Genomic DNA, 17,599 nt, shown 5'->3' on the forward strand with positions numbered 1-17,599 from the left:
CCCGTCAGGCGGCCTCGTCGGCGGGCACCTCCGCCGGGTCCGTGACCCACGCGGAGTAGACGGGCAGGGCGTGCCACGGGCCGCCGCCGGTGTCCGTGGCCACCGCCACCACCGCGTACGGGTGGCCGAAGCGCAGGTCGGCGACCCGGGCCACACCTTCCGGAGGCAGCCCGGCCACCATCCCGAACGCGGTCACCGCGGCGGCCTCGAAGCCGTAGCGGCCGAACCGGGCCACCGCCGACTGCGCCGCGGAGAACGGCGGCTCGGCCAACCCGAGCAGTCCCCCCAGCGCCCGCGCCGCCGCGTCGAAGCCGAACCCGGCCGACGTCAGGTCGTGCCGGCTCTCCGCCGCCCAGCACGGCAGCACGGCGGTGGCGCGCTCCTCCCGGCCGTCCCGGGCGAACGTCCGGGTCGGCTGTTCACGCACCGTCCAGAGCGGGCTCTCGCCCAGCGGCAGGTCGAACAACGACCGCTGCCCGGGCAGCGGCCCGTCCGGCGCGACGGCGGCGGTCACGGCCACCTGCTGCGCGGCGGCCAGCACCGCGTCGGACGGCACCTGCGGCGCGGCGGCCACGGACACCACAAGCATCCCGGCGCCGTCGTCGCCCGCGCGCGCCGGCGCCACGTGCACCGCGACGTCCCCGGCCCGCTCGGTGCCCACCACCGCGCAGCGGTGCCCGACCGGGGGCGTCCGCAGCACCTGCCGCAGCCGGCCGGCCCACGCGCTGCCCGCGCCCAGTTCCCCGGCCGGCGCCAGCTCGAACGGGTCGGCCCAGGACACCCGGGTGGCCAGCGCGCTCGCCAGGACGAGCAGCGTCTCCGGCGCGACGTCGACCGGGAACCGCTGCACCAGGCCGCCGGTGCGTTCCCGGGCCCACGCGTCCAGCGCCGCCTGGTCGGGCAGTGGTCCGCGCTCGGTCCGCCCGGGTAGCCCGGCCCGCCATTCGGTCAACTCCTCGAACGGCGTCCGCTCCCACAGCGCGGTGGCCGCGGCGACCATCGGGTGCGGCGCGCCCAGCAGCGCGCGGGCCGACGCGGCGGCGTCGTCCGGGTCGACCCCGAGGGCCTCGCCGAGCGTCGCCCGGGCCTGCCCGGTGGCGGCCGGACCGGTGAGCGCCAGCAGCAGCCAGGCGCCCAGCGGCGACGCGACGTGGTGGGTGTCGCCGGCGGCGGTGTGCAGCCGCTCGGCGTACCGGGCCAGGGGGGTGTGGAGTGGATTCACCCGTCCCACTCTGCCGGTTGCCGGGCCCGTCGGCACGCCGGCTCAGGACCACAGTTCGAACGGCTCGTCGATCTCCTCGCCGGCCAGGAACGTCGGCAGCAGCTCCGGCAGTCGGCCGGGATAGCAGCGTGGCCGCTCCGCGAGCACCTCGGCCACCGGCCACCAGCGGAATCCGAAGTAGTCCTCCACCTCGTAGTCCATCCGCTGGGCGCCGTCCACGTCCGGCCCCGGCCCGGGCAGCCGCACCGGCACCACCACCTCGTCCTGGAGGTGCCGGCGCTGCCGGTGCCGGAAACTGGCCCGCCGCCGCCAGGTGGGCGCGCCGATCTCCTCCGGCGCGACCACGATGCCCGTCTCCTCGCGCAGCTCGCGCACCGCCGCCTCCCGGTACGTCTCGCCCGGGTCCAGCCCACCGCCCGGCAGTTCCCACCACACGCCCAGGTCGGGATGCTCCGGGTCGCGGGTGTGGAACAGCAGCAGCCGGTCGGCGGTGTCGAGCACCACCAGCCGCACGGCGCGGCGCTCGAACAGCGGCAGATCGCGTGGCAGCTCCATGCCGGGCAGCGTAGACAGGGTCCCGCTCAGCGCCTCCGGGAGCGGAAGGGGACCCGGGTGGCGCGTGCCGCCACGGTTGGCGCGGCCTGTTCGGCGCCGCAACGGGGACAGCGCACGCGGACGCCGGGCGGCCGTTCCGGCGCGCGCAGGCGCTGGCCGCACCGGCAGGCGAACACCACCGACCGCACCATCCGCAGGTACTCCGCCCGGTCCCGCCGGGGCCACCGGCCGTGGCAGCGCCGGCACAGCCGCGGCGGAAAGCTGTGGTACCAGGCCATCGCGGCGGCGCCCGCGAGCATCACCGCCCCGGACACCGCGAGGCCCGGCGGCGCGGCCAGGGCCGGCAGCGCCGCCGCCGGGTCACCCGCCCACGCGGTACGCACCCCGACCGCGACCAGCAGCACGACCACGGGTACGCCGAGTACGGTCGCGGTGAATCCCCACCCGAACACGATCACGCCGAGCACGAACACCGTCGTGGCCCGCCGCGGCGCCCAGCGTGCCACGCCGTACCCACCGCAGCGCGGACAGTCCGGCGGGGCCGGGTGCGGCACGGACCGCAGCACCGTCGGGGCGAGCCACCCGAGAAGCAGCTTCAGCAGCTCCTCGGCCACCTTCGTGACAAGCGCCTGAAGGAATGCACCCACGGTCGTCCCCCTCACCCCTCTGCCATCGTGGCGACCGGAGGCGGGTGGACCGAGCGTGGCGCGTGACGGTCATCCGACACCGTCCGGATCTGGGAGGATGGCGGCCATGTCGCAACTGTTCGGGGAGACGGCCGGCACCTACCACGAGGCCCGACCGGGCTACCCGACCGCGCTCGCGGACGCGATCCGGGACTACCACGGCGGCGAACCCGGCACGCTTGTCGAGATCGGCGCCGGCACCGGGCTGGCCACCGCCGTGCTGCTCGGTCTCGGCGCGACCACGACCTGCGTCGAGCCGGACGCGCGGATGGCCGGCGTGCTCGCCGAGCGGTTCCCGGGCGTCCACGTGGTGACCGCGAGCTTCGAGCAGTGGCCCCCGCCGGCCGGCGGCGTCGACGTGCTGGCCTGCGCGATGGCCTGGCACTGGCTCGACCCGGCCACCCGCAACCGGCGCGCGCACGACGCGTTGCGTCCCGGCGGCACGCTCGCCGTCCTCAGCCACCGCTACGCCTACGTCGAGGCGGCGCAGGCCGAGGCGATCCGGGCCGCGTTCACCGCCGCCGACCCGGACGACCGGGGCGACCGGGCCGACGGCTGGTTCCACGACGACATCGCCGACAGCGGCTGCTTCACCGACCTGCGCCTGTCCCGGTTCCGCCGGTCGGTGCCGCTGGACACCGCCGCCTACCTGCGGCTTGTCGACACGTTCTCACCGCAGTTGCGCCGCCCGCCGGAGCTGCGCGAGCGGGTCCGCGCCGCGGTCGGCGCCGCGGTCGACGGCTTCGGCGGCACGGTCCTGCTGGACCTGCGCACCACGCTCGTCCTGGCCCGCCGCCCGGGCTGACCGCCCGCCGCCCGGACCGCGCGCCGGGGTGCCGCCGGTCCGGCCCGGACGGGTCAGTCGGCGTCGATCACGCGGGCCACCTCCGGCGGCAACGGGTACGGCCGTTCCGGCGGGAGCAGCGCCGCCGCGCCGGCCTCGTCGCCGGCGGTGAGCCGGCCGTGCACCGACCGGGCCAGCGCGGTGACGTCGGTGAGGCCGACCAGCCACTCGTCGACGTACCGCCGGACCGCCTCGCCGGAGAGTCCCACCTGCACCGACCGGTGGGCCAGCGGGGCCAGCCGCAGCGACCGTTCCGGGTCCCACTGCACGCGGACCGGGCTGGCCCGTAGAGCGCTACGCCAGGCGTCCCGGTGCGGGTGCAGCCGCGGGTCGTGGTCGCTGAGGCAGGCGTGCCGAAGCGCCCACTCGAAACCGGCGCGGCTGATCTCGACCGCGAGCACCCGTTCCTGGCCGGGCTTGAGCGCCCAGCCGCAGCGGTACATCATCCAGCGGAACGACGGCTTGATCCAGGTCATCCGCTCCCGCTTGAACGGCGGCACGAACCGGCCGGCGGCCAGCGCCGCGTCGGCGATCTCCGCCGGGTACGCCTGGTAGACGGTGACGGTGCCGTCGGTGAAGGCGGCCCGGATCTGGTGGCGGGGAACGGTCACCGCTGCATGGTGGCGAACCGGGCGGTGGGCCGCCACCGGTTTCCCCCGCGCGCCGACCCGCTAGGCTGCCGGCCGTGGCAGGTCTGTTGAGGAACGTGGCGTCCCGGCTGGGTCGGATCACCGGGGGCGCCGCCGCGCCGGCTCGCCCGGGTGGACCGATCCCGGCCCAGGTCGCGCGCCGGCGCCAGGTCAGCGCGTTGCAGCGCCGCGAGCTGTCGTACGCGCCGGAGCCGGACGGGCAGGCCGATCCCGGGGAGATCGTCTGGACCTGGGTGCCCTACGAGGACGACCCCCGGCAGGGCAAGGACCGGCCGGTGCTGGTGGTGGGCCGACAGAGCCGCACGCTGTTCGGCCTGATGTTGTCCAGTCAGGGCGAGCGGGACGGCCAGCGGCACTGGCTGTCGCTCGGCCCGGGGGAGTGGGACCGGGACCGACGGCCGAGCTGGGTCCGCCTGGACCGGGTGCTCACCATGCGCGAGGACAGCATCCGCCGGGAGGGCGCGGTGCTGGACCGGCCCCGGTTCGACCGGGTCGGCCAGGCGCTGCGCTCCGGCTACGGCTGGCGCTGAGCCACCCGGCCCGGATTCCACGCCCGCCCGGAGGACCGGCCGGCGCTGACCGTGGGGCGGGTCAGTGCTCGGCGACGAGTTGGCGTGGCGGGCGGACGGCGCCGAGCGTCTTCGCCTCGTACATGGCGGCGTCGGCGCGGCACAGCGCGTCCGCGAGCTGGGCGGGGCCGTGCACCGGGGCGAGCCCGACCGAGGCGGTGACCCGGATGCTGCGCCCGCCGAGCGGGATCGGCGCGGCCAGCGCCTCGCAGAGCCGGCGGGTGGCGTGCTCGATCCAGCGCCGGTCGGCGGTGGGGCTGGCCAGCAGGCCGGCGAACTCGTCACCGCCGAGTCGGGCCACCAGGTTGTTGCCGGCGAAGGCGGCCAGTCGTTGGGCCACGCTGACCAGCACCTGATCCCCGGCGGCGTGCCCGTAGCGGTCGTTGATCTGTTTGAAGCCGTTCAGGTCGAGCACCACCGCCACCAGGGGCTGCCCGGCGGGATCGGTGAGCAGGGTGGCGGCCAGCCGGAAGAAGGCGCGGCGGTTGGGCAGCCCGGTGAGCGGGTCGTGGCTGGCGGCGTGCCGCTCGGCGGCCAGCTCCGCCTGGAGCAGTTCCAGCTCGGCCTCGGCGCGTACGGCCCGGCGACGGAGCTGCCAGGCGGAGAGCAGCGCGCCGGCGGCGGAGATGCCGGAGGCGACGGTCATCGGATCCGGCACGCGCCCTCCTCACCAGTCCCCGGCCGCGCGCAGCGGCTTCCGAGGGCCGGGTTCAGGTCACCGAAAGTGAGCGACCCGGCACACCGTAGTTCGGTTATCATGCTCGCTGTCCATTGCAGATGCAATAGCAGATGCACGTGCATTCCAAACCTCAGTCGACAGACGTCGCCACCCACCGCACCTCCCCGCGGCCTCGGCTGGCTCTTCCCGAAGGACGCCCATGCAATCGCCCCCGAACGGCGTACCCGTGACCGAGTTGCCCCCGATGCAGTGGTTGAAGAGTCGCCGTAGCAATCCCAGCGGCAACTGCGTCGAGCTGGCCGAGCTGCCCGGCGGCAGCGGCATCGCGGTACGCAACTCCCGCCACCCCGACGGGCCGGCGTTGATCTACACCGTGGACGAGATCGAGGCGTTCGTGCTCGGCGCCCGGGACGGGGACTTCGACCACCTGATCCCGCCGTCCCGTAGGCGGGACTGATTCCGCCTTCTGGAGGAGTTCACCTCACTGTCGGTTCATGGCATGCTTACTCGTCGGCCGGGAGGGCACCCGGTCGGGAAGCAGCCGGGATGCGAGGGCGGTCAGGTGGTCACGGTGCCCGTCGAGGGTGGACCGACAAGTGGTCCCACGGTGCTGCGCATGCTGCTCGGCGCGCAGCTGCGCCGCCTGCGGGAGGGCGCCGGGGTGAGCCGGGAGGGCGCCGGCTGGGAGATCCGCTCCTCCGAGTCCAAGATCAGCCGGATGGAGCTGGGTCGGGTCGGCTTCAAGGAACGCGATGTCGCCGACCTGCTCACGCTCTACGGCGTCACCGCGCCGGACGAGCGCGCCGCGCTGCTCAAGCTGGCCCGGGACGCGAACAGCCCGGGCTGGTGGCACCGCTACGGCGACGTGCTGCCCGCCTGGTTCCAGTCCTACCTCGGGCTGGAGGCCGCCGCCGCGCTGATCCGCACGTACGAGGTGCAGTTCGTGCCGGGCCTGCTGCAGACCGCCGCGTACGCGCGGGAGGTGATCCTGCTCGGGCACCGCGGCGCCGCGCCGATGGAGCTGGACCGGCGCGTCGACCTGCGGATGGAGCGCCAGGAGCTGCTGCGTCGCGCCAACCCGCCGCAGCTGTGGGCGGTGCTGGACGAGGCGGTGCTGCGTCGGCCGATCGGCGGCGCCGCGGTGATGCGCGAGCAGCTGGACGCGCTGATCGAGGCGACCGCCGCGCCGCACGTGCGGCTCCAGATCGTCCCGTTCACCGCCGGCGGGCACGCGGCCGCCAGCGGCGCCTTCAGCATCCTGCGCTTCGGCGACGAGGACCTGCCGGACATCGTCTACATCGAGCAGTTGACCAGCGCCATCTACCTCGACAAGCGCGACGACCTCGACTACTACGCCGAGGCGATGGAGCGGCTGTGCGTCGAGGCCGCGCCGCCGGAGCGCACCCCGGAGCTGCTGGCCCGGGTCCGCGACGAGCTCTACCCGGCCTGACCCCCGCCCCGGCGGGCTATACCATGACCGGCGACCGGAGACAGTGGACGCACGTCCGCCCCGCAACGGTGGCGTGCGAGTCGTGGAGGCGGCCTTGACCAGCGAGACGAGCGGCACGGCGACCGAGCCGGGCCACCCGGCCGACCGGATCGACACCTCGGTGGCCCACCCGGCCCGGCGGTACAACTACTGGCTCGGCGGCAAGGACAACTTCCAGGCCGACCGGGAGTCCGGCGACGCGATGGCCGCCGCCTTCCCGACGATCCGGCTCAGCGCGCTGGAGAACCGGCGGTTCCTGCGGCGTGCGGTCCGGCACCTGGCCGCCGAGGCGGGCATCCGGCAGTTCCTCGACATCGGCACCGGCATCCCGACCGCGGACAACACGCACGAGGTGGCCCAGGCCGCCGACCCGCGCGCCCGGGTGGTCTACGTCGACAACGACCCGATCGTGCTGGCCCACGCCCGGGCGCTGCTCACCAGCTCACCCGAGGGCGCCACCGCCTACCTCGACGCGGACCTGCGCGACCCGGAGAAGATCCTCGCCCACCCCGACCTGCGCCGCACGCTGGACCTGTCCGAGCCGGTCGCGTTGATGCTCATCGCGGTGCTGCACTTCGTGCCGGACCCGGACGACCCCTACGGCACGGTCGCCCGGCTGCTGGACGCGCTGCCGGCCGGCAGCTACCTGGTCGCCTCGCACGCCACCCACGACCACCTGCCGGCCCCGCTCGCGAACGAGGCGAGGGCGGCGGCCCGGGGCGGCCCGCACGGCACCATCAACCTGCGTGGCCGGGACGAGTTCGTGCGCTTCTTCGACGGCCTCGACATGGTCGAGCCGGGCGTCTGCTCGGTGGCCGAGTGGCGCGCCGACGGCGAGCCCGAGCCGCGGCCCTCGGCGGCCGACGTCAGCATGTACGGCGGGGTGGCCCGCAAGCCCTGACCGACGCGCCGCCCGGCACGAGCCGGATGCGGGTTGGTGCGGCCCGGGGGTGGCCGGGCAGACTGGGGGATCATGTCGCCGTTCACGCCCGACCTCCGGCTGCACGACCGGTACGTCCTGCGCGAGCGCATCGGGCTCGGTGGGATGTCCGAGGTGTGGCGCGCCGACGACGAGGTGCTGCACCGCCCGGTCGCGGTCAAGGCGCTCGCCGGCCGGCTCGCCGCCGACCCGCAGCTGCGCGCCACCATCCAGCGCGAGGCCCGCGCCGCCGCGCGGCTCACCCACCCGCACGTGACCCAGGTGTACGACTACGGCGAGGCCACGCTGCCCGGCGGGGTGGTGACGCCGTACCTGGTGATGGAGCTGGTGGCCGGTCAGACACTTGCCGACCGGCTGGCCGGCGGGCCGCTGGCCTGGCCGGACGCGCTCCGGACGGCCGGGCAGGTGGCCGCCGCGCTGGCCGCCGCGCACCGGATCGGCGTGGTGCACCGGGACGTGAAGCCGGCCAACGTGATGCTCACCGAGACCGGCGCGAAGGTGCTCGACTTCGGCATCGCCGCGCCGGCCGGCCCGCACCAACCGGCTGCCGGGCCGGTCGGCGAACCGCTGGCCGGCACCCCGGCCTACTTCGCCCCGGAACGACTCGACCCCGGGCCCACCCATCCGGCCGGCGACGTGTACGCGCTCGGCGCGCTGCTCTACCGCAGCCTCACCGGCCGGCCCCCGCTGCCGGTGCGGACCTGGGACGACGTGGTCGACCTGCGGGACCGGCGTCCCCCGGTGCCGCCGCTGCGGGTGCCCGGGCTGCCCGCCGACGTCGCCGACCTGGTGCTGGCCTGCCTGGCCCTCGACCCGGCCCGGCGGCCCACCGCCGCCCGGCTCGCCGACCGGCTCGGCGCCGGGCGCCCGGTCGACCCGCCGACCGCGGTCCTGCCCACGGTGTCCCGGGTGGCGCACCCCGCCACGCTGATCGAGCGGCCCGCCGGGGCGGCCCGCCCAGCCCCGCCGACCCGCCCGGAGGTCCCGCCGAACCGGCTCACCGGCGTGCTGGTCGCCGGCGCGGTGGTGCTGTTGCTCGCGCTGGTCGGCGCGTTGGTCTTCGACAGCCGCTCCGGGACGCCGCGGGCCGCCACGCCGCCGGCCGTGGCCCCGCCGCCCGCGCCCGCGTCGAGCAGCGCCCGCCCGGCGCCGACGCGCGTACCGCCGTCGTCGGCGGCCGAGCCGGTCACCGCCCGACAGCTCGCGGACCGTTTCACCGCTCTGCTGGACCGTGCCGAGGCGGCCCGGCTGATCGACCGCAAGACCGCCGACGACCTGCGGAAGAAGGCCGCCGAACTGGACCGGGGCAAGCTCAAGGACCGCGCCAGGCGGGTCGAGGACCTGCACGAGCGGATCGAGGACGCGGCCGACGACGACAAGCTCGACGGTGCGACCGCCGCCGCGCTGCGCCGACTGCTCGACGCCTACGACCGGGTGCGTGGCGGCGGCTGACCGGCCGGCGTCGGATAATCCGGCCTGGTAACCGCGGTTCGGCCGTAACCGGTGCCGCTTTCCGTGGTCGCCGGCCGGGTCGCCCCGTACCGTGGTCGGATGATCGGAAACGCACAGCTGCTCGCCGGCCCCCGGGTGAGTGCCGCGCGGGCCGCGGAGCCGGCCGGCGAAGGACCCGTCGGCTGGGTCACCGGCCTGGTGGAACGCCTCGGCGGCCCCGGGGCCGGGCTCGCGGTGGCGCTGGAGAACCTGTTCCCGCCCATTCCCAGCGAGGTCATTCTGCCGCTGGCCGGGTTCACCGCCAGCCAGGGTCGGATGAGCCTGTTCGGCGCGATCGCCTGGACCACGCTCGGGTCGGTGCTGGGCGCGCTGGCGCTCTACTACGTCGGGGCGGCGCTCGGGCGGGACCGGATGCGCGCCCTGGCCGGCCGGCTGCCGCTGATCAAGCTGGCGGACGTGGACCGCACCGAGGCGTGGTTCCTGCGGCACGGCGTCAAGGCCGTGTTCTTCGGCCGGATGATCCCGATCTTCCGGAGCCTGATCTCGATCCCGGCCGGCGTGGAACGGATGCCGGTGCCGGTGTTCCTGCTCTTCACCGCGCTGGGCAGTCTGATCTGGAACACCGCGTTCGTGCTCGCCGGCTATCTGCTGGGCGAGAACTGGCACGTGGTCGAGGCGTACGTCGGCACGCTCCAGAACGTGGTCATCCTGGCGGTCGTGGGCGGCGTCGGCTGGTTCGTGGTGAGCCGGGTCCGCCGCAACCGCCGGTCCACACCGGACGCGCCGCCCCGGTCGGGCACGGTCTACCGGGGCGGCTGGTACGGCACCGACGACGATCAGCAGGCCGGGTAGAGGCGGCGGGTGCCGGTGCCGGCGGTCCAGGCGGCCGGGTCGCTGAACCGGCAGCCGAAGCCCGGCGCCGCCACCGCCCGGGGATCGGTGACCGGGTCGCCGGCCGGACGCTGGCCGGTGCGTACCCAGCGGGTCAGGTCGTCCCAGGCGGCGCCGGCCTCGGCGGGGCTGAACTCGCAGTGCTGCGTGCTCCGGACCGCGCGTTGCACAAGCAGCCGGGACCGGCCGTGCCGGGCCACGTCGCGGGCGTACGCCTGCTCCATCCGGAACGGCACGAAGAGGTCACCGAGGCCGTGCAGGCTGAGCACCGGCACGGTGGGGCGGCCGGCGATCCGGGGCACCTCGGTCAGACCGGGGGAGAGCCGCTGCCGGAGGTTCTCCGGCGCGACCCGCTGCACGGTCGCGTTCAGGTCCACCGGCTGGTTCGGGGCGTACCTGGTGAACAGGTTCGTGGCGAGCTGGCCGGGCCGCTGGGCGGGGGAGTCGCCGCCGTTGGTGGTGGCGATGCCGAACAGGAAGTCCTTCCACACCGCGAACGCCGCGTCGGCGCCCGGCCGGACGCCGCCGGAGCGGGCCACGGTGACCGCGCGCAGTTGCCTGCCGAGCGCGTTGGTGGTGTCCGGGCCGGTGGGCGTGAGGCCGGCCAGCCCGGTCGCCACCTGGATGCGGGGCACCGCGTTCGTCAGGTAGTCGGCCGGCGGCGGGTAGGCGCGCACGCCGGTCAGCGCCTGCGCGACCAGGTTGTAGTCCAGCAGGTAGTCGAACAGCTCCTGGTCGCCGAGCACCCCGCACATCGGCAGCGCGCCGGCGTAGTAGCCCGGGTACTGCTCCAGCGAGCGGCCGATGACGTGCCCGCCGAGGGAGACGCCGGCGATGAGCACCCGGTGCGGCCGTCGCACGGTGCGGGCGAACAGGTCGGCGAGGGCCCGGGTGCCGAGCACGCCGGAGCGGACGTCGTAGCCGTTGCGGTCGTACGAGGAGGACGCCCAGGCGTACCCCTGGGACAGCAGGCGCTGCCGCAGGTCGAACGCGGGCGGCTCGGGGGAGAGTTCGGTGCCCTGGCCGCGGTAGCCGTGCGCCCACATCACCAGGTCGCCGTTCCACTTCGCCGGGACCTCGACGACGTAGCCGGCGTGCGCGTGCACGCCCTGCCGGACGGTGGTGGCGGCGCCGTCCACGACCAGCGGCGGCAGCGGCGGGTTGACGATGGTGTAGCCGGGCAGCGGCTGGCTGCCGTCGTCGTGGCCGGCGGCGTGCGCGGGCGCCGCGCCGACCAGGCCGAGCGCGAGCGCGAGGGCGGCGCCGGCGGCGAGCAGCCGGCGGGTGGGTGAGGTCTGCATCGCTGCTCCCCGGGGACGGGTGCCGCCCCGGGGCGCGGGGCGGCGGGGCGGGACGGATGCCTACCGGCCGGTAGCGATCTGAACCTAGGCGGGGCGTCGAGGGCTGTCAATCGTTGACGGACCGGCCGCCGCCGGAATGAACCGTGGTGGAAACGGAGACGTATGACCCGGTGGGGACCGGCGAGAGGGGACGACCATGACGGCATCCGGGGACGACGCCGACCTGCCCGACACACGGTGGTCCGGCGCCGCCCGCTGGCTGTCCGCCGCCGCCGTGCTGGTGGTCGTGCTCGGCGCGGTGGCGGTCGCGGTGACGCTGTCCAATCCAGCCCGTCTCGGGGTGGTCTTCTCCGGCGGCCCGCCGCCCTCGCCGGCCGCCGACCCGGGTGGCTCCGGCGGTGTCGGCGGCGCCGAGGAGGCCGCCACCGAGACGCTCACCGCGCCGCGCGGGGACCGCAGGCGGGCCGACTTCGAGCTGGTCGACGGCCTGACCAGCTTCACGCTGCGGGCCGCCGACCTGGGCGACGACCTGTACCGGATCGGCGCGCCGGACGACGCCGGCGTGACGCCCCGCCCGCGGGTGGACGGCGACCGGGTCCGGCTGCGGATCGTCGAGAACGGCCGCGCCGGGCCGGCCGCCGTCGAGGTGGTGCTCAACGCCCGGCTGACCTGGCGGGTACGACTCGTCGGCGGCGTGCGTGAGCAGCGGCTCGACCTGGGCGCGGCCCGGCTCGTCGGGATCGAGCTGATCGGCGGCGCGTCGCGTACCCGATTGCGGTTGCCCCCGCTCGACGGCACGCTCACCGTGCGGATGACCGGCGGGGTCAGCGACCTGACGGTGACCGTGCCGGGCGGGCCGCCGGCCCGGGTGCGGGTGGCGTCCGGCGCCGGCTCGCTGGCCGTGTACGACGAGCGCCGCGCCGGCATCGCCGCCGGGGACGTGGTCAGCTCACCGGGCTGGGACCGGGCGGCGGACCGGCTCTACCTCGACCTGGTGGCCGGCGCGAACGCGGTGAGCGTCACCGCGGACTGAGCGTACAGTTCGGGCGGTGGACCGTACCGAATCCCTGCCCGCGCAGACGCTCCCACCCGGCGTCGGCGCCACCGACCCGGGCAGCGTGCTGCTGCCCGGCCACGACGTCCCGCTCGGCCGCTACACCACGGTGCGTCGGCTGCTGCCGCAGCGGCAGCGGCGGATGGTCGGCGCGTGGTGCTTCGTCGACCACTTCGGCCCGGACGACGTGGCGCAGCGGCCCGGCATGGAGGTGCCGCCGCACCCGCACACCGGCCTCCAGACCGTCACCTGGCTGCTCGACGGCGAGATCCTGCACCGGGACAGCCTCGGCAACGTGCAACCGATCCGCCCCGGCCAGCTCAACGTGATGACCTCGGGCCGGGGCATCGCCCACTCGGAGCGCTCACCGCTGGTCCACCCGCCGCTGATGCACGGCGTGCAGCTCTGGGTGGCGCTGCCCGACCCGGCCCGGGCCGGCGACCCGGGCTTCGCCCACCACGCCGAGCTGCCCCGGTGGCGCGACGGCGACCTGGAGCTGACGCTGCTCGTCGGGGAGTTCGGCGGGGAACGCTCACCGGCCGTCGCGCACACCCCGCTGCTCGGCGCGCAGCTCGAGGCGCGCGGTCCGGCGGCGACCACGCTGCGGTTGCGCCCCGACTTCGAGTACGGGCTGCTGGCGATGTCCGGCTCGGCCGAGGCCGACGACGTGGCGTTCGCCCCGGGGGCGCTGCTCTACCTGGGCGCCGGCCGGACGGCGCTGACGGTGCGCGCCGCGCCGGGCAGCCGGCTGCTGCTGCTCGGCGGCGCGCTGTTCGACGAGCCGCTGGTGATGTGGTGGAACTTCGTCGGCCGCTCGCACGAGGAGGTCGCCGCCGCGCGGGAGGACTGGATGGCCGGTCGCCGGTTCGGCACCGTGGCCGACGACGCCGCCCCTCCACTGCCCGCGCCCGAGCTGCCCACCATCCGGCTCAAGGCCCGCGACCGCAGCGGCGGCGTCCGCGGCTGAGGCACGTGCCGCCGGACACACTTTCCGGAATCTCACCCGTTCGGCTGATGGCCCGCCGTATGATGATCGTGGCAGTGATGCCCGCCCGGTTCGGGCGAACATCCACCGCCTGGTGATCGCGACCCGGTTCGGGCGCGCACCGTCAGGGCCAGGTGTTGCGTGGCGCCCCAGGTCGCGGTTCGTGACCCGGGGCGCCCGCCTGTCGCCGGACCCCGGTGCCCCGCCGCGCACGGCGTCGCGCCCGGCCGCGACGCGACCGGGCGGCGGCGGACGGGCTCAGATGCGGCGCACGTGCTGCGAGACGCGGGAATGGTCGTCCCGGGCCTGGGCGGCCCGCTGCGACCGGCCCACCTCGGGGGCCGCGTCGATGCCGGCCGACCGCGCCACCTCGGTGCCGTTGGCGTAGTCCACCGGCGGCAACGCGCGCAACGCCCGCAACACGTCGGGCGGCGCGCCCTCCCGTTCCGCCTCGCGGATGACGTCGTTCTTCCCGGCCGGGTAGTCCAGCGCGGACAGGTACTCAAGGACGTCCGAATAGCTCGCCATGGGTCGGGCTCCTCGCGCCAGTCGTCGGGGTCGTGACCGCGCGGCGGTTACCCGCAACGCGGCGGCTCACGCCCCGATCCCCCGCGTTTCCGTCGCGCCGGGACGGGTAGCCGCCCTGCGCGCACCGAAGGGGGTACCACCGATGGACCACCACACGTTCGTGGCCCGGGTCGCCGGACGCACCGGCACCGCCGAGGACCGGGCCGCGACGCTCACCGCCGCCACGCTGGGGACGCTGGCCGAGCGGCTGACCGGCGGCGAGGTGCTGGACCTCGCCGCGCAACTGCCGAAGCCGCTGCGGGGGGCGCTCAACCCGCAGCCGCACACCGAGGCGGCCGAACGGTTCGGGGCGGTCGAGTTCGTCGCCCGGGTCGCCCGCCGGGCCGGCTGCGACGAGAACACCGCCCGGGGCGCGGCGCGGGCGGTGTTCGCCACGCTGCGCGAGGCGATCAGCGGTGGCGAGTTCGCCGACGTGGTGGTGCAGTTGCCCCGGGACTACCGGGACCTGGTGGAGCCGGCGCTCGCGCCCGCCACCACCCGCCGGCGCTGACGCCGTCCGGCGCGCCGACGGGCGGCGGCGTCGTCCGGTCCCGGCGTTGGCCGGCGTTGGTCGACGCGGCAGCCCGCACCGAAGGTGGGTGTCGAGGTCCGCGGCGCTCGCTCAGCCGACCGCGCCGGCGGCGCGCAGCGCGGCGATCCGGGCGGCGTCCACGCCGGCGTCGGCCAGCACCTCGTCGGTGTGCTCGCCCGGTCGCGGCGGCGGGCGGCGGACCGCGGTCGGCGTGACCGAGAAGCGTGGCGCCGGGGCCGGCTGCACGACGCCGTCCGGCGCGACGAAGACGTCCCGGGCGGCCAGATGCGGATGCCGGGGCGCCTCCGCCCAGTCGAGCACCGGCGCCACGCAGGCGTCCGTGCCGGCCAGCAGCTCCGCCCACTCGTCCCGGGTCCGCGTCCGGAACAGCCGCGCCCAGGCCGCCCGCAACGCCGGCCAGTTCGCCGGGTCGTCGCGGTCCGGCGCGTCGTCGCCGTCCAGCGGGAAACCGGTGAGCCGGACCAGTTCGGCGTAGAACTGCGGCTCCAACGCGCCCACCGCCACGTAACGCCCGTCGGCGCACTCGTACGTGTCGTAGAACGGCGCGCCGCCGTCGAGCAGGTTCCCGCCCCGCGGGTCCTGCCAGAGGCCGAGGCCGCGCAGCGCGTGGATCTGGGTGGCCAGCACCGAGACTCCGTCCACGATGGCCGCGTCGACCACCTGGCCGGGCGCGCCGCCGCGTACCGCGTACACGGCCGCGACCACGCCCAGGGCCAGCATCATGCCGCCGCCGCCGAAGTCGCCGAGCAGGTTCATCGGCGGCACCGGACGCTCGCCGGCCCGGCCCACCCCGTGCAGCGCGCCGGTCAGCGCCAGGTAGTCGATGTCGTGGCCGGCGGTCCGGGCGAGCGGCCCGTCCTGCCCCCAGCCGGTCATCCGCCCGTACACCAGGCGCGGGTTGGCGGCGAGGCACTCCTGCGGGCCGAGACCGAGCCGCTCGGCCACCCCCGGCCGGAAACCCTCGACCAGCGCGTCCGCGCCGGCCACCAGCGACAGCAGCAGCTCCCGGCCGTCCGGGTGCTTGAGGTCCAGCGCGACCGAGCGCCGGTTGCGGTTCAGCAGGTCGCCGGGGAACGCGCCGAACCCGCCGCCGCCCACCCGGTCCACCCGGACCACGTCCGCGCCCAGGTCGGCAAGCATCATGGCGGCGAACGGCCCCGGGCCGATGCCGGCCAGCTCGATCACCCGTACGCCGGTCAGCGGTCCGGTGTTGGTCACCCGCGTCACCCTAGGGCTCCGGACCCCGGCACGCCACGGTCCCGACCGCCCGTACAGCGGTTGACCAGGGCAATCATCCGGGCCTCGACTTGGCGTCCGGCCTCCGGGTGGCCTAGCCTTGGAACCGCGAGGGGAGTACTTCCCACGAACCATTCCGGTCAGTACGGCGAGCCCCGGGGGCGAGCCTCGGGTGGTTGCCCACGAAATCGTGGGTGAAGGAGACCTCGAACATGACACGGTGTTCGAGGAGGCCCCATGACCGAAGTGTCCTACCTGTCCGCCGCCGGCCTGTCGTCGGTGGGCACGCCCACACTGTGGGCGGTGACGATCGCCGGCGTGCTGGCGCTGCTGGTGCTTGACTTCCTGGTCACCCGCAAGCCGCACGAGGTCTCCATCCGGGAGGCGCTCGGCTGGTCGGCCTTCTACATCGCCCTGCCGCTGGCGTTCGGCGCGTGGATCTGGTCCCGCTACGGCAGCCAGCAGGGCGTCGAGTACCTCACCGGTTACCTGGTCGAGAAGTCGCTCTCGGTCGACAACCTGTTCGTCTTCATGCTGCTGCTGGCCGCGTTCGCGGTGCCCGCCGTGCTCGCCCAGCGGGTGCTGCTCTACGGCATCGCCGGCGCGCTGGTGCTGCGCGCGATCTTCATCGCGCTCGGGGCCGCCGCCCTCCAGACGCTCGACTTCGCCTTCCTGCTCTTCGCGCTCATCCTGATCGCCACCGCGGTCAAGCTGCTGCGCGACGCCCTCTCCGGGCACGAGCAGGAGGTCGACATCAACAAGATGCGGTCCGTGCGGCTGCTGCGCAAGGTCATGCCGGTGGTGGAGGAGTACCACGGCACCCGGATGACCATCCGGCAGCACGGCCGGCGGGCGCTCACCCCGTTCGCGCTGGTCGTGGTCGCGGTGCTGGCCACCGACATCGTCTTCGCGGTCGACTCGGTGCCCGCCGTCTACGGCATCACCGAGGACCCGTACCTGGTCTTCGCCACCAACGCGTTCGCGCTGCTGGGCCTGCGCGCGCTCTACTTCGTGCTGCACGCGGCCCTCAGCCGGCTGGTGCACCTCAGCTACGGGCTCGCCGTCATCCTGGCGTTCATCGGGATCAAGCTCGGCCTGCACTGGGCGCACGGCATCTGGAAGGGCGTGCCGGAGATCCCGACGCTGGCCTCGCTCGGCGTGATCATCGGAGTCCTGGTGATCGTCACCATCACCAGCCTCCGCGCCACCCGGGGCAGCGGCGACGGCGAGCGCACCGTCGTGCACGAGACGCAGGGCGGGGGCCCCGCCTGACGCCTTGCCCGGGAAGCGGTGTGCGGTCGCGGCCGGGGTGGTAGGACTGACGGGTGGGAATCGTGTCGCCGGGATTTCAGGGCCGGCCCCGTTCGTCCGCGCCGGACCTGCCACCGGGGCAGTACCTCACCGAGGACTTCCCGGTGCTCTCCGCCGGCCCGACGCCGCGCGTGGCGCCCGACACCTGGGAGTTCGTGCTGACAAGCGAGACCGGCGCGGAACACCGCTGGTCCTGGGACGAGCTGATGCGCCTGCCGCAGGACACGCCGACGGTGGACCTGCACTGCGTCACCCGCTGGTCCAAGCTCGGCACCACCTGGCAGGGCGTCTCGCTGGACACGCTGCTCGACGGCGTGGACACCGACGCGCGCTACGCGCTGGCGCACTCGTACGGCGGCTACACCACCAACCTGCCCCTGGACGACCTGCGTGGCGGGCGGGCCTGGGTGGTGCACACGTACGACGGGCGCCCGCTGCCCGCCGAGCACGGCGGCCCGGCCCGGCTGCTCGTGCCGCACCTGTACCTGTGGAAGTCCGCCAAGTGGGTGCGCGGCATCCGGCTGCTCGTCGACGACCGGCCCGGTTTCTGGGAGACGGCCGGTTACCACGACTACGGCGACCCGTGGCGCGAGCAGCGCTACCAGGGCGACTGAG

At 75.4% G+C, this 17,599-nt stretch carries 20 protein-coding genes; 12 read left to right on the forward strand and 8 right to left on the reverse strand.

Annotated elements, in window-relative coordinates; genetic code table 11:
* Positions 1–4: 4 nt before the first annotated feature.
* The 3 genes from TPA0908_RS21225 to TPA0908_RS21235 are packed head-to-tail and all read right to left on the reverse strand — an operon-like array spanning position 5 to position 2,424.
* Positions 5–1,222 (reverse strand): serpin family protein, encoded by a 1,218-nt coding sequence (locus TPA0908_RS21225; RefSeq protein ID WP_281940531.1) that lies wholly within the window; start codon positions 1,220–1,222, stop codon positions 5–7.
* A gap of 42 nt (positions 1,223–1,264) precedes the next feature.
* Positions 1,265–1,777: an NUDIX hydrolase gene (locus TPA0908_RS21230; protein ID WP_281940532.1), complete on the reverse strand. Its 513-nt coding sequence runs from the start codon at positions 1,775–1,777 to the stop codon at positions 1,265–1,267.
* 26 nt (positions 1,778–1,803) lie between these two features.
* The gene (locus TPA0908_RS21235; RefSeq protein WP_281940534.1) at positions 1,804–2,424 is read right to left on the reverse strand and encodes a hypothetical protein; all 621 of its coding nucleotides are present in this window, start codon (positions 2,422–2,424) and stop codon (positions 1,804–1,806) included.
* Positions 2,425–2,530: 106 nt separating this feature from the next.
* Between TPA0908_RS21235 and TPA0908_RS21240 the strand changes: the two genes are divergently transcribed.
* Positions 2,531–3,268: a class I SAM-dependent methyltransferase gene (locus TPA0908_RS21240; protein ID WP_281940536.1), complete on the forward strand. Its 738-nt coding sequence runs from the start codon at positions 2,531–2,533 to the stop codon at positions 3,266–3,268.
* A 53-nt stretch (positions 3,269–3,321) separates the two neighbouring features.
* Here TPA0908_RS21240 and TPA0908_RS21245 read toward each other — a convergent pair whose 3' ends face one another.
* The gene (locus TPA0908_RS21245; RefSeq protein WP_281940538.1) at positions 3,322–3,918 is read right to left on the reverse strand and encodes a DUF4291 domain-containing protein; all 597 of its coding nucleotides are present in this window, start codon (positions 3,916–3,918) and stop codon (positions 3,322–3,324) included.
* A gap of 74 nt (positions 3,919–3,992) precedes the next feature.
* Between TPA0908_RS21245 and TPA0908_RS21250 the strand changes: the two genes are divergently transcribed.
* On the forward strand, positions 3,993–4,487 hold the full coding sequence (locus tag TPA0908_RS21250; RefSeq protein WP_281940540.1) for a type II toxin-antitoxin system PemK/MazF family toxin: 495 nt from the start codon (positions 3,993–3,995) through the stop codon (positions 4,485–4,487).
* Positions 4,488–4,548: 61 nt separating this feature from the next.
* Here TPA0908_RS21250 and TPA0908_RS21255 read toward each other — a convergent pair whose 3' ends face one another.
* Positions 4,549–5,184: a GGDEF domain-containing protein gene (locus tag TPA0908_RS21255; protein ID WP_281940543.1), complete on the reverse strand. Its 636-nt coding sequence runs from the start codon at positions 5,182–5,184 to the stop codon at positions 4,549–4,551.
* 220 nt (positions 5,185–5,404) lie between these two features.
* Here TPA0908_RS21255 and TPA0908_RS21260 point away from each other — a divergent pair, with 220 nt between their 5' ends.
* The 5 genes from TPA0908_RS21260 (at position 5,405) to TPA0908_RS21280 (ending at position 9,938) form a co-directional block, all read left to right on the forward strand.
* Positions 5,405–5,662 carry a DUF397 domain-containing protein gene (locus TPA0908_RS21260; protein ID WP_281940544.1) on the forward strand — a complete coding sequence of 86 codons (258 nt, stop codon included), beginning with the start codon at positions 5,405–5,407 and terminating at the stop codon, positions 5,660–5,662.
* A 105-nt stretch (positions 5,663–5,767) separates the two neighbouring features.
* Positions 5,768–6,655, forward strand: coding sequence for a helix-turn-helix domain-containing protein (locus tag TPA0908_RS21265; protein WP_107155467.1), 888 nt, complete (start codon positions 5,768–5,770; stop codon positions 6,653–6,655).
* Between the two features lie 94 nt (positions 6,656–6,749).
* Entirely contained in the window at positions 6,750–7,595 is an 846-nt protein-coding gene (locus tag TPA0908_RS21270; RefSeq protein ID WP_281940547.1) for an SAM-dependent methyltransferase, read from the forward strand.
* A gap of 72 nt (positions 7,596–7,667) precedes the next feature.
* Positions 7,668–9,086, forward strand: a complete 1,419-nt coding sequence (locus tag TPA0908_RS21275; protein WP_281940549.1) for a serine/threonine-protein kinase — start codon at positions 7,668–7,670, stop codon at positions 9,084–9,086.
* 99 nt (positions 9,087–9,185) lie between these two features.
* Complete coding sequence (locus tag TPA0908_RS21280) at positions 9,186–9,938, forward strand: DedA family protein (RefSeq protein WP_281940551.1); 753 nt, start codon at positions 9,186–9,188, stop codon at positions 9,936–9,938.
* Here TPA0908_RS21280 and TPA0908_RS21285 read toward each other — a convergent pair.
* Entirely contained in the window at positions 9,923–11,278 is a 1,356-nt protein-coding gene (locus TPA0908_RS21285; protein ID WP_281940552.1) for an alpha/beta hydrolase family protein, read from the reverse strand. The genes TPA0908_RS21280 and TPA0908_RS21285 overlap by 16 nt on opposite strands.
* Before the next feature lie 196 nt (positions 11,279–11,474).
* On the opposite strand from TPA0908_RS21285, the gene TPA0908_RS21290 reads away from it, so the two are divergent.
* Positions 11,475–12,311, forward strand: a complete 837-nt coding sequence (locus TPA0908_RS21290; protein ID WP_281940554.1) for a hypothetical protein — start codon at positions 11,475–11,477, stop codon at positions 12,309–12,311.
* Between the two features lie 16 nt (positions 12,312–12,327).
* A complete protein-coding gene (locus TPA0908_RS21295) occupies positions 12,328–13,299 on the forward strand; it encodes a pirin family protein (protein WP_281940556.1) in 972 nt (323 codons plus the stop codon).
* A gap of 276 nt (positions 13,300–13,575) precedes the next feature.
* Here TPA0908_RS21295 and TPA0908_RS21300 read toward each other — a convergent pair whose 3' ends face one another.
* Positions 13,576–13,845: a DUF2795 domain-containing protein gene (locus tag TPA0908_RS21300; RefSeq protein ID WP_281940558.1), complete on the reverse strand. Its 270-nt coding sequence runs from the start codon at positions 13,843–13,845 to the stop codon at positions 13,576–13,578.
* A 142-nt stretch (positions 13,846–13,987) separates the two neighbouring features.
* On the opposite strand from TPA0908_RS21300, the gene TPA0908_RS21305 reads away from it, so the two are divergent.
* Positions 13,988–14,395 (forward strand): DUF2267 domain-containing protein, encoded by a 408-nt coding sequence (locus tag TPA0908_RS21305; protein WP_281940560.1) that lies wholly within the window; start codon positions 13,988–13,990, stop codon positions 14,393–14,395.
* Positions 14,396–14,506: 111 nt separating this feature from the next.
* Here TPA0908_RS21305 and TPA0908_RS21310 read toward each other — a convergent pair whose 3' ends face one another.
* Positions 14,507–15,664: a CaiB/BaiF CoA transferase family protein gene (locus TPA0908_RS21310; protein ID WP_281940562.1), complete on the reverse strand. Its 1,158-nt coding sequence runs from the start codon at positions 15,662–15,664 to the stop codon at positions 14,507–14,509.
* Positions 15,665–15,910: 246 nt separating this feature from the next.
* On the opposite strand from TPA0908_RS21310, the gene TPA0908_RS21315 reads away from it, so the two are divergent.
* Positions 15,911–16,945 (forward strand): TerC family protein, encoded by a 1,035-nt coding sequence (locus TPA0908_RS21315; protein ID WP_281940564.1) that lies wholly within the window; start codon positions 15,911–15,913, stop codon positions 16,943–16,945.
* Between the two features lie 62 nt (positions 16,946–17,007).
* Entirely contained in the window at positions 17,008–17,598 is a 591-nt protein-coding gene (locus TPA0908_RS21320; protein ID WP_281942630.1) for a sulfite oxidase-like oxidoreductase, read from the forward strand.
* The last annotated feature ends 1 nt before the right edge of the window (position 17,599 follow it).

The sequence above is a fragment of the Micromonospora sp. AKA38 genome (assembly GCF_027925725.1).
Classification (GTDB): domain Bacteria; phylum Actinomycetota; class Actinomycetes; order Mycobacteriales; family Micromonosporaceae; genus Micromonospora.

Bases quoted from the DNA above. Each gene is read 5' to 3' on its own strand.
- TPA0908_RS21230 (WP_281940532.1), bottom strand. From the start codon at position 1,777: ATGGAGCTGCCACGCGATCTGCCGCTGTTCGAGCGCCGCGCCGTGCGG.
- TPA0908_RS21240 (WP_281940536.1), top strand. From the start codon at position 2,531: ATGTCGCAACTGTTCGGGGAGACGGCCGGCACCTACCACGAGGCCCGA.
- TPA0908_RS21260 (WP_281940544.1), top strand. From the start codon at position 5,405: ATGCAATCGCCCCCGAACGGCGTACCCGTGACCGAGTTGCCCCCGATG.
- TPA0908_RS21275 (WP_281940549.1), top strand. From the start codon at position 7,668: ATGTCGCCGTTCACGCCCGACCTCCGGCTGCACGACCGGTACGTCCTG.
- TPA0908_RS21280 (WP_281940551.1), top strand. From the start codon at position 9,186: ATGATCGGAAACGCACAGCTGCTCGCCGGCCCCCGGGTGAGTGCCGCG.
- TPA0908_RS21285 (WP_281940552.1), bottom strand. From the start codon at position 11,278: ATGCAGACCTCACCCACCCGCCGGCTGCTCGCCGCCGGCGCCGCCCTC.
- TPA0908_RS21290 (WP_281940554.1), top strand. From the start codon at position 11,475: ATGACGGCATCCGGGGACGACGCCGACCTGCCCGACACACGGTGGTCC.
- TPA0908_RS21300 (WP_281940558.1), bottom strand. From the start codon at position 13,845: ATGGCGAGCTATTCGGACGTCCTTGAGTACCTGTCCGCGCTGGACTAC.
- TPA0908_RS21305 (WP_281940560.1), top strand. From the start codon at position 13,988: ATGGACCACCACACGTTCGTGGCCCGGGTCGCCGGACGCACCGGCACC.
- TPA0908_RS21315 (WP_281940564.1), top strand. From the start codon at position 15,911: ATGACCGAAGTGTCCTACCTGTCCGCCGCCGGCCTGTCGTCGGTGGGC.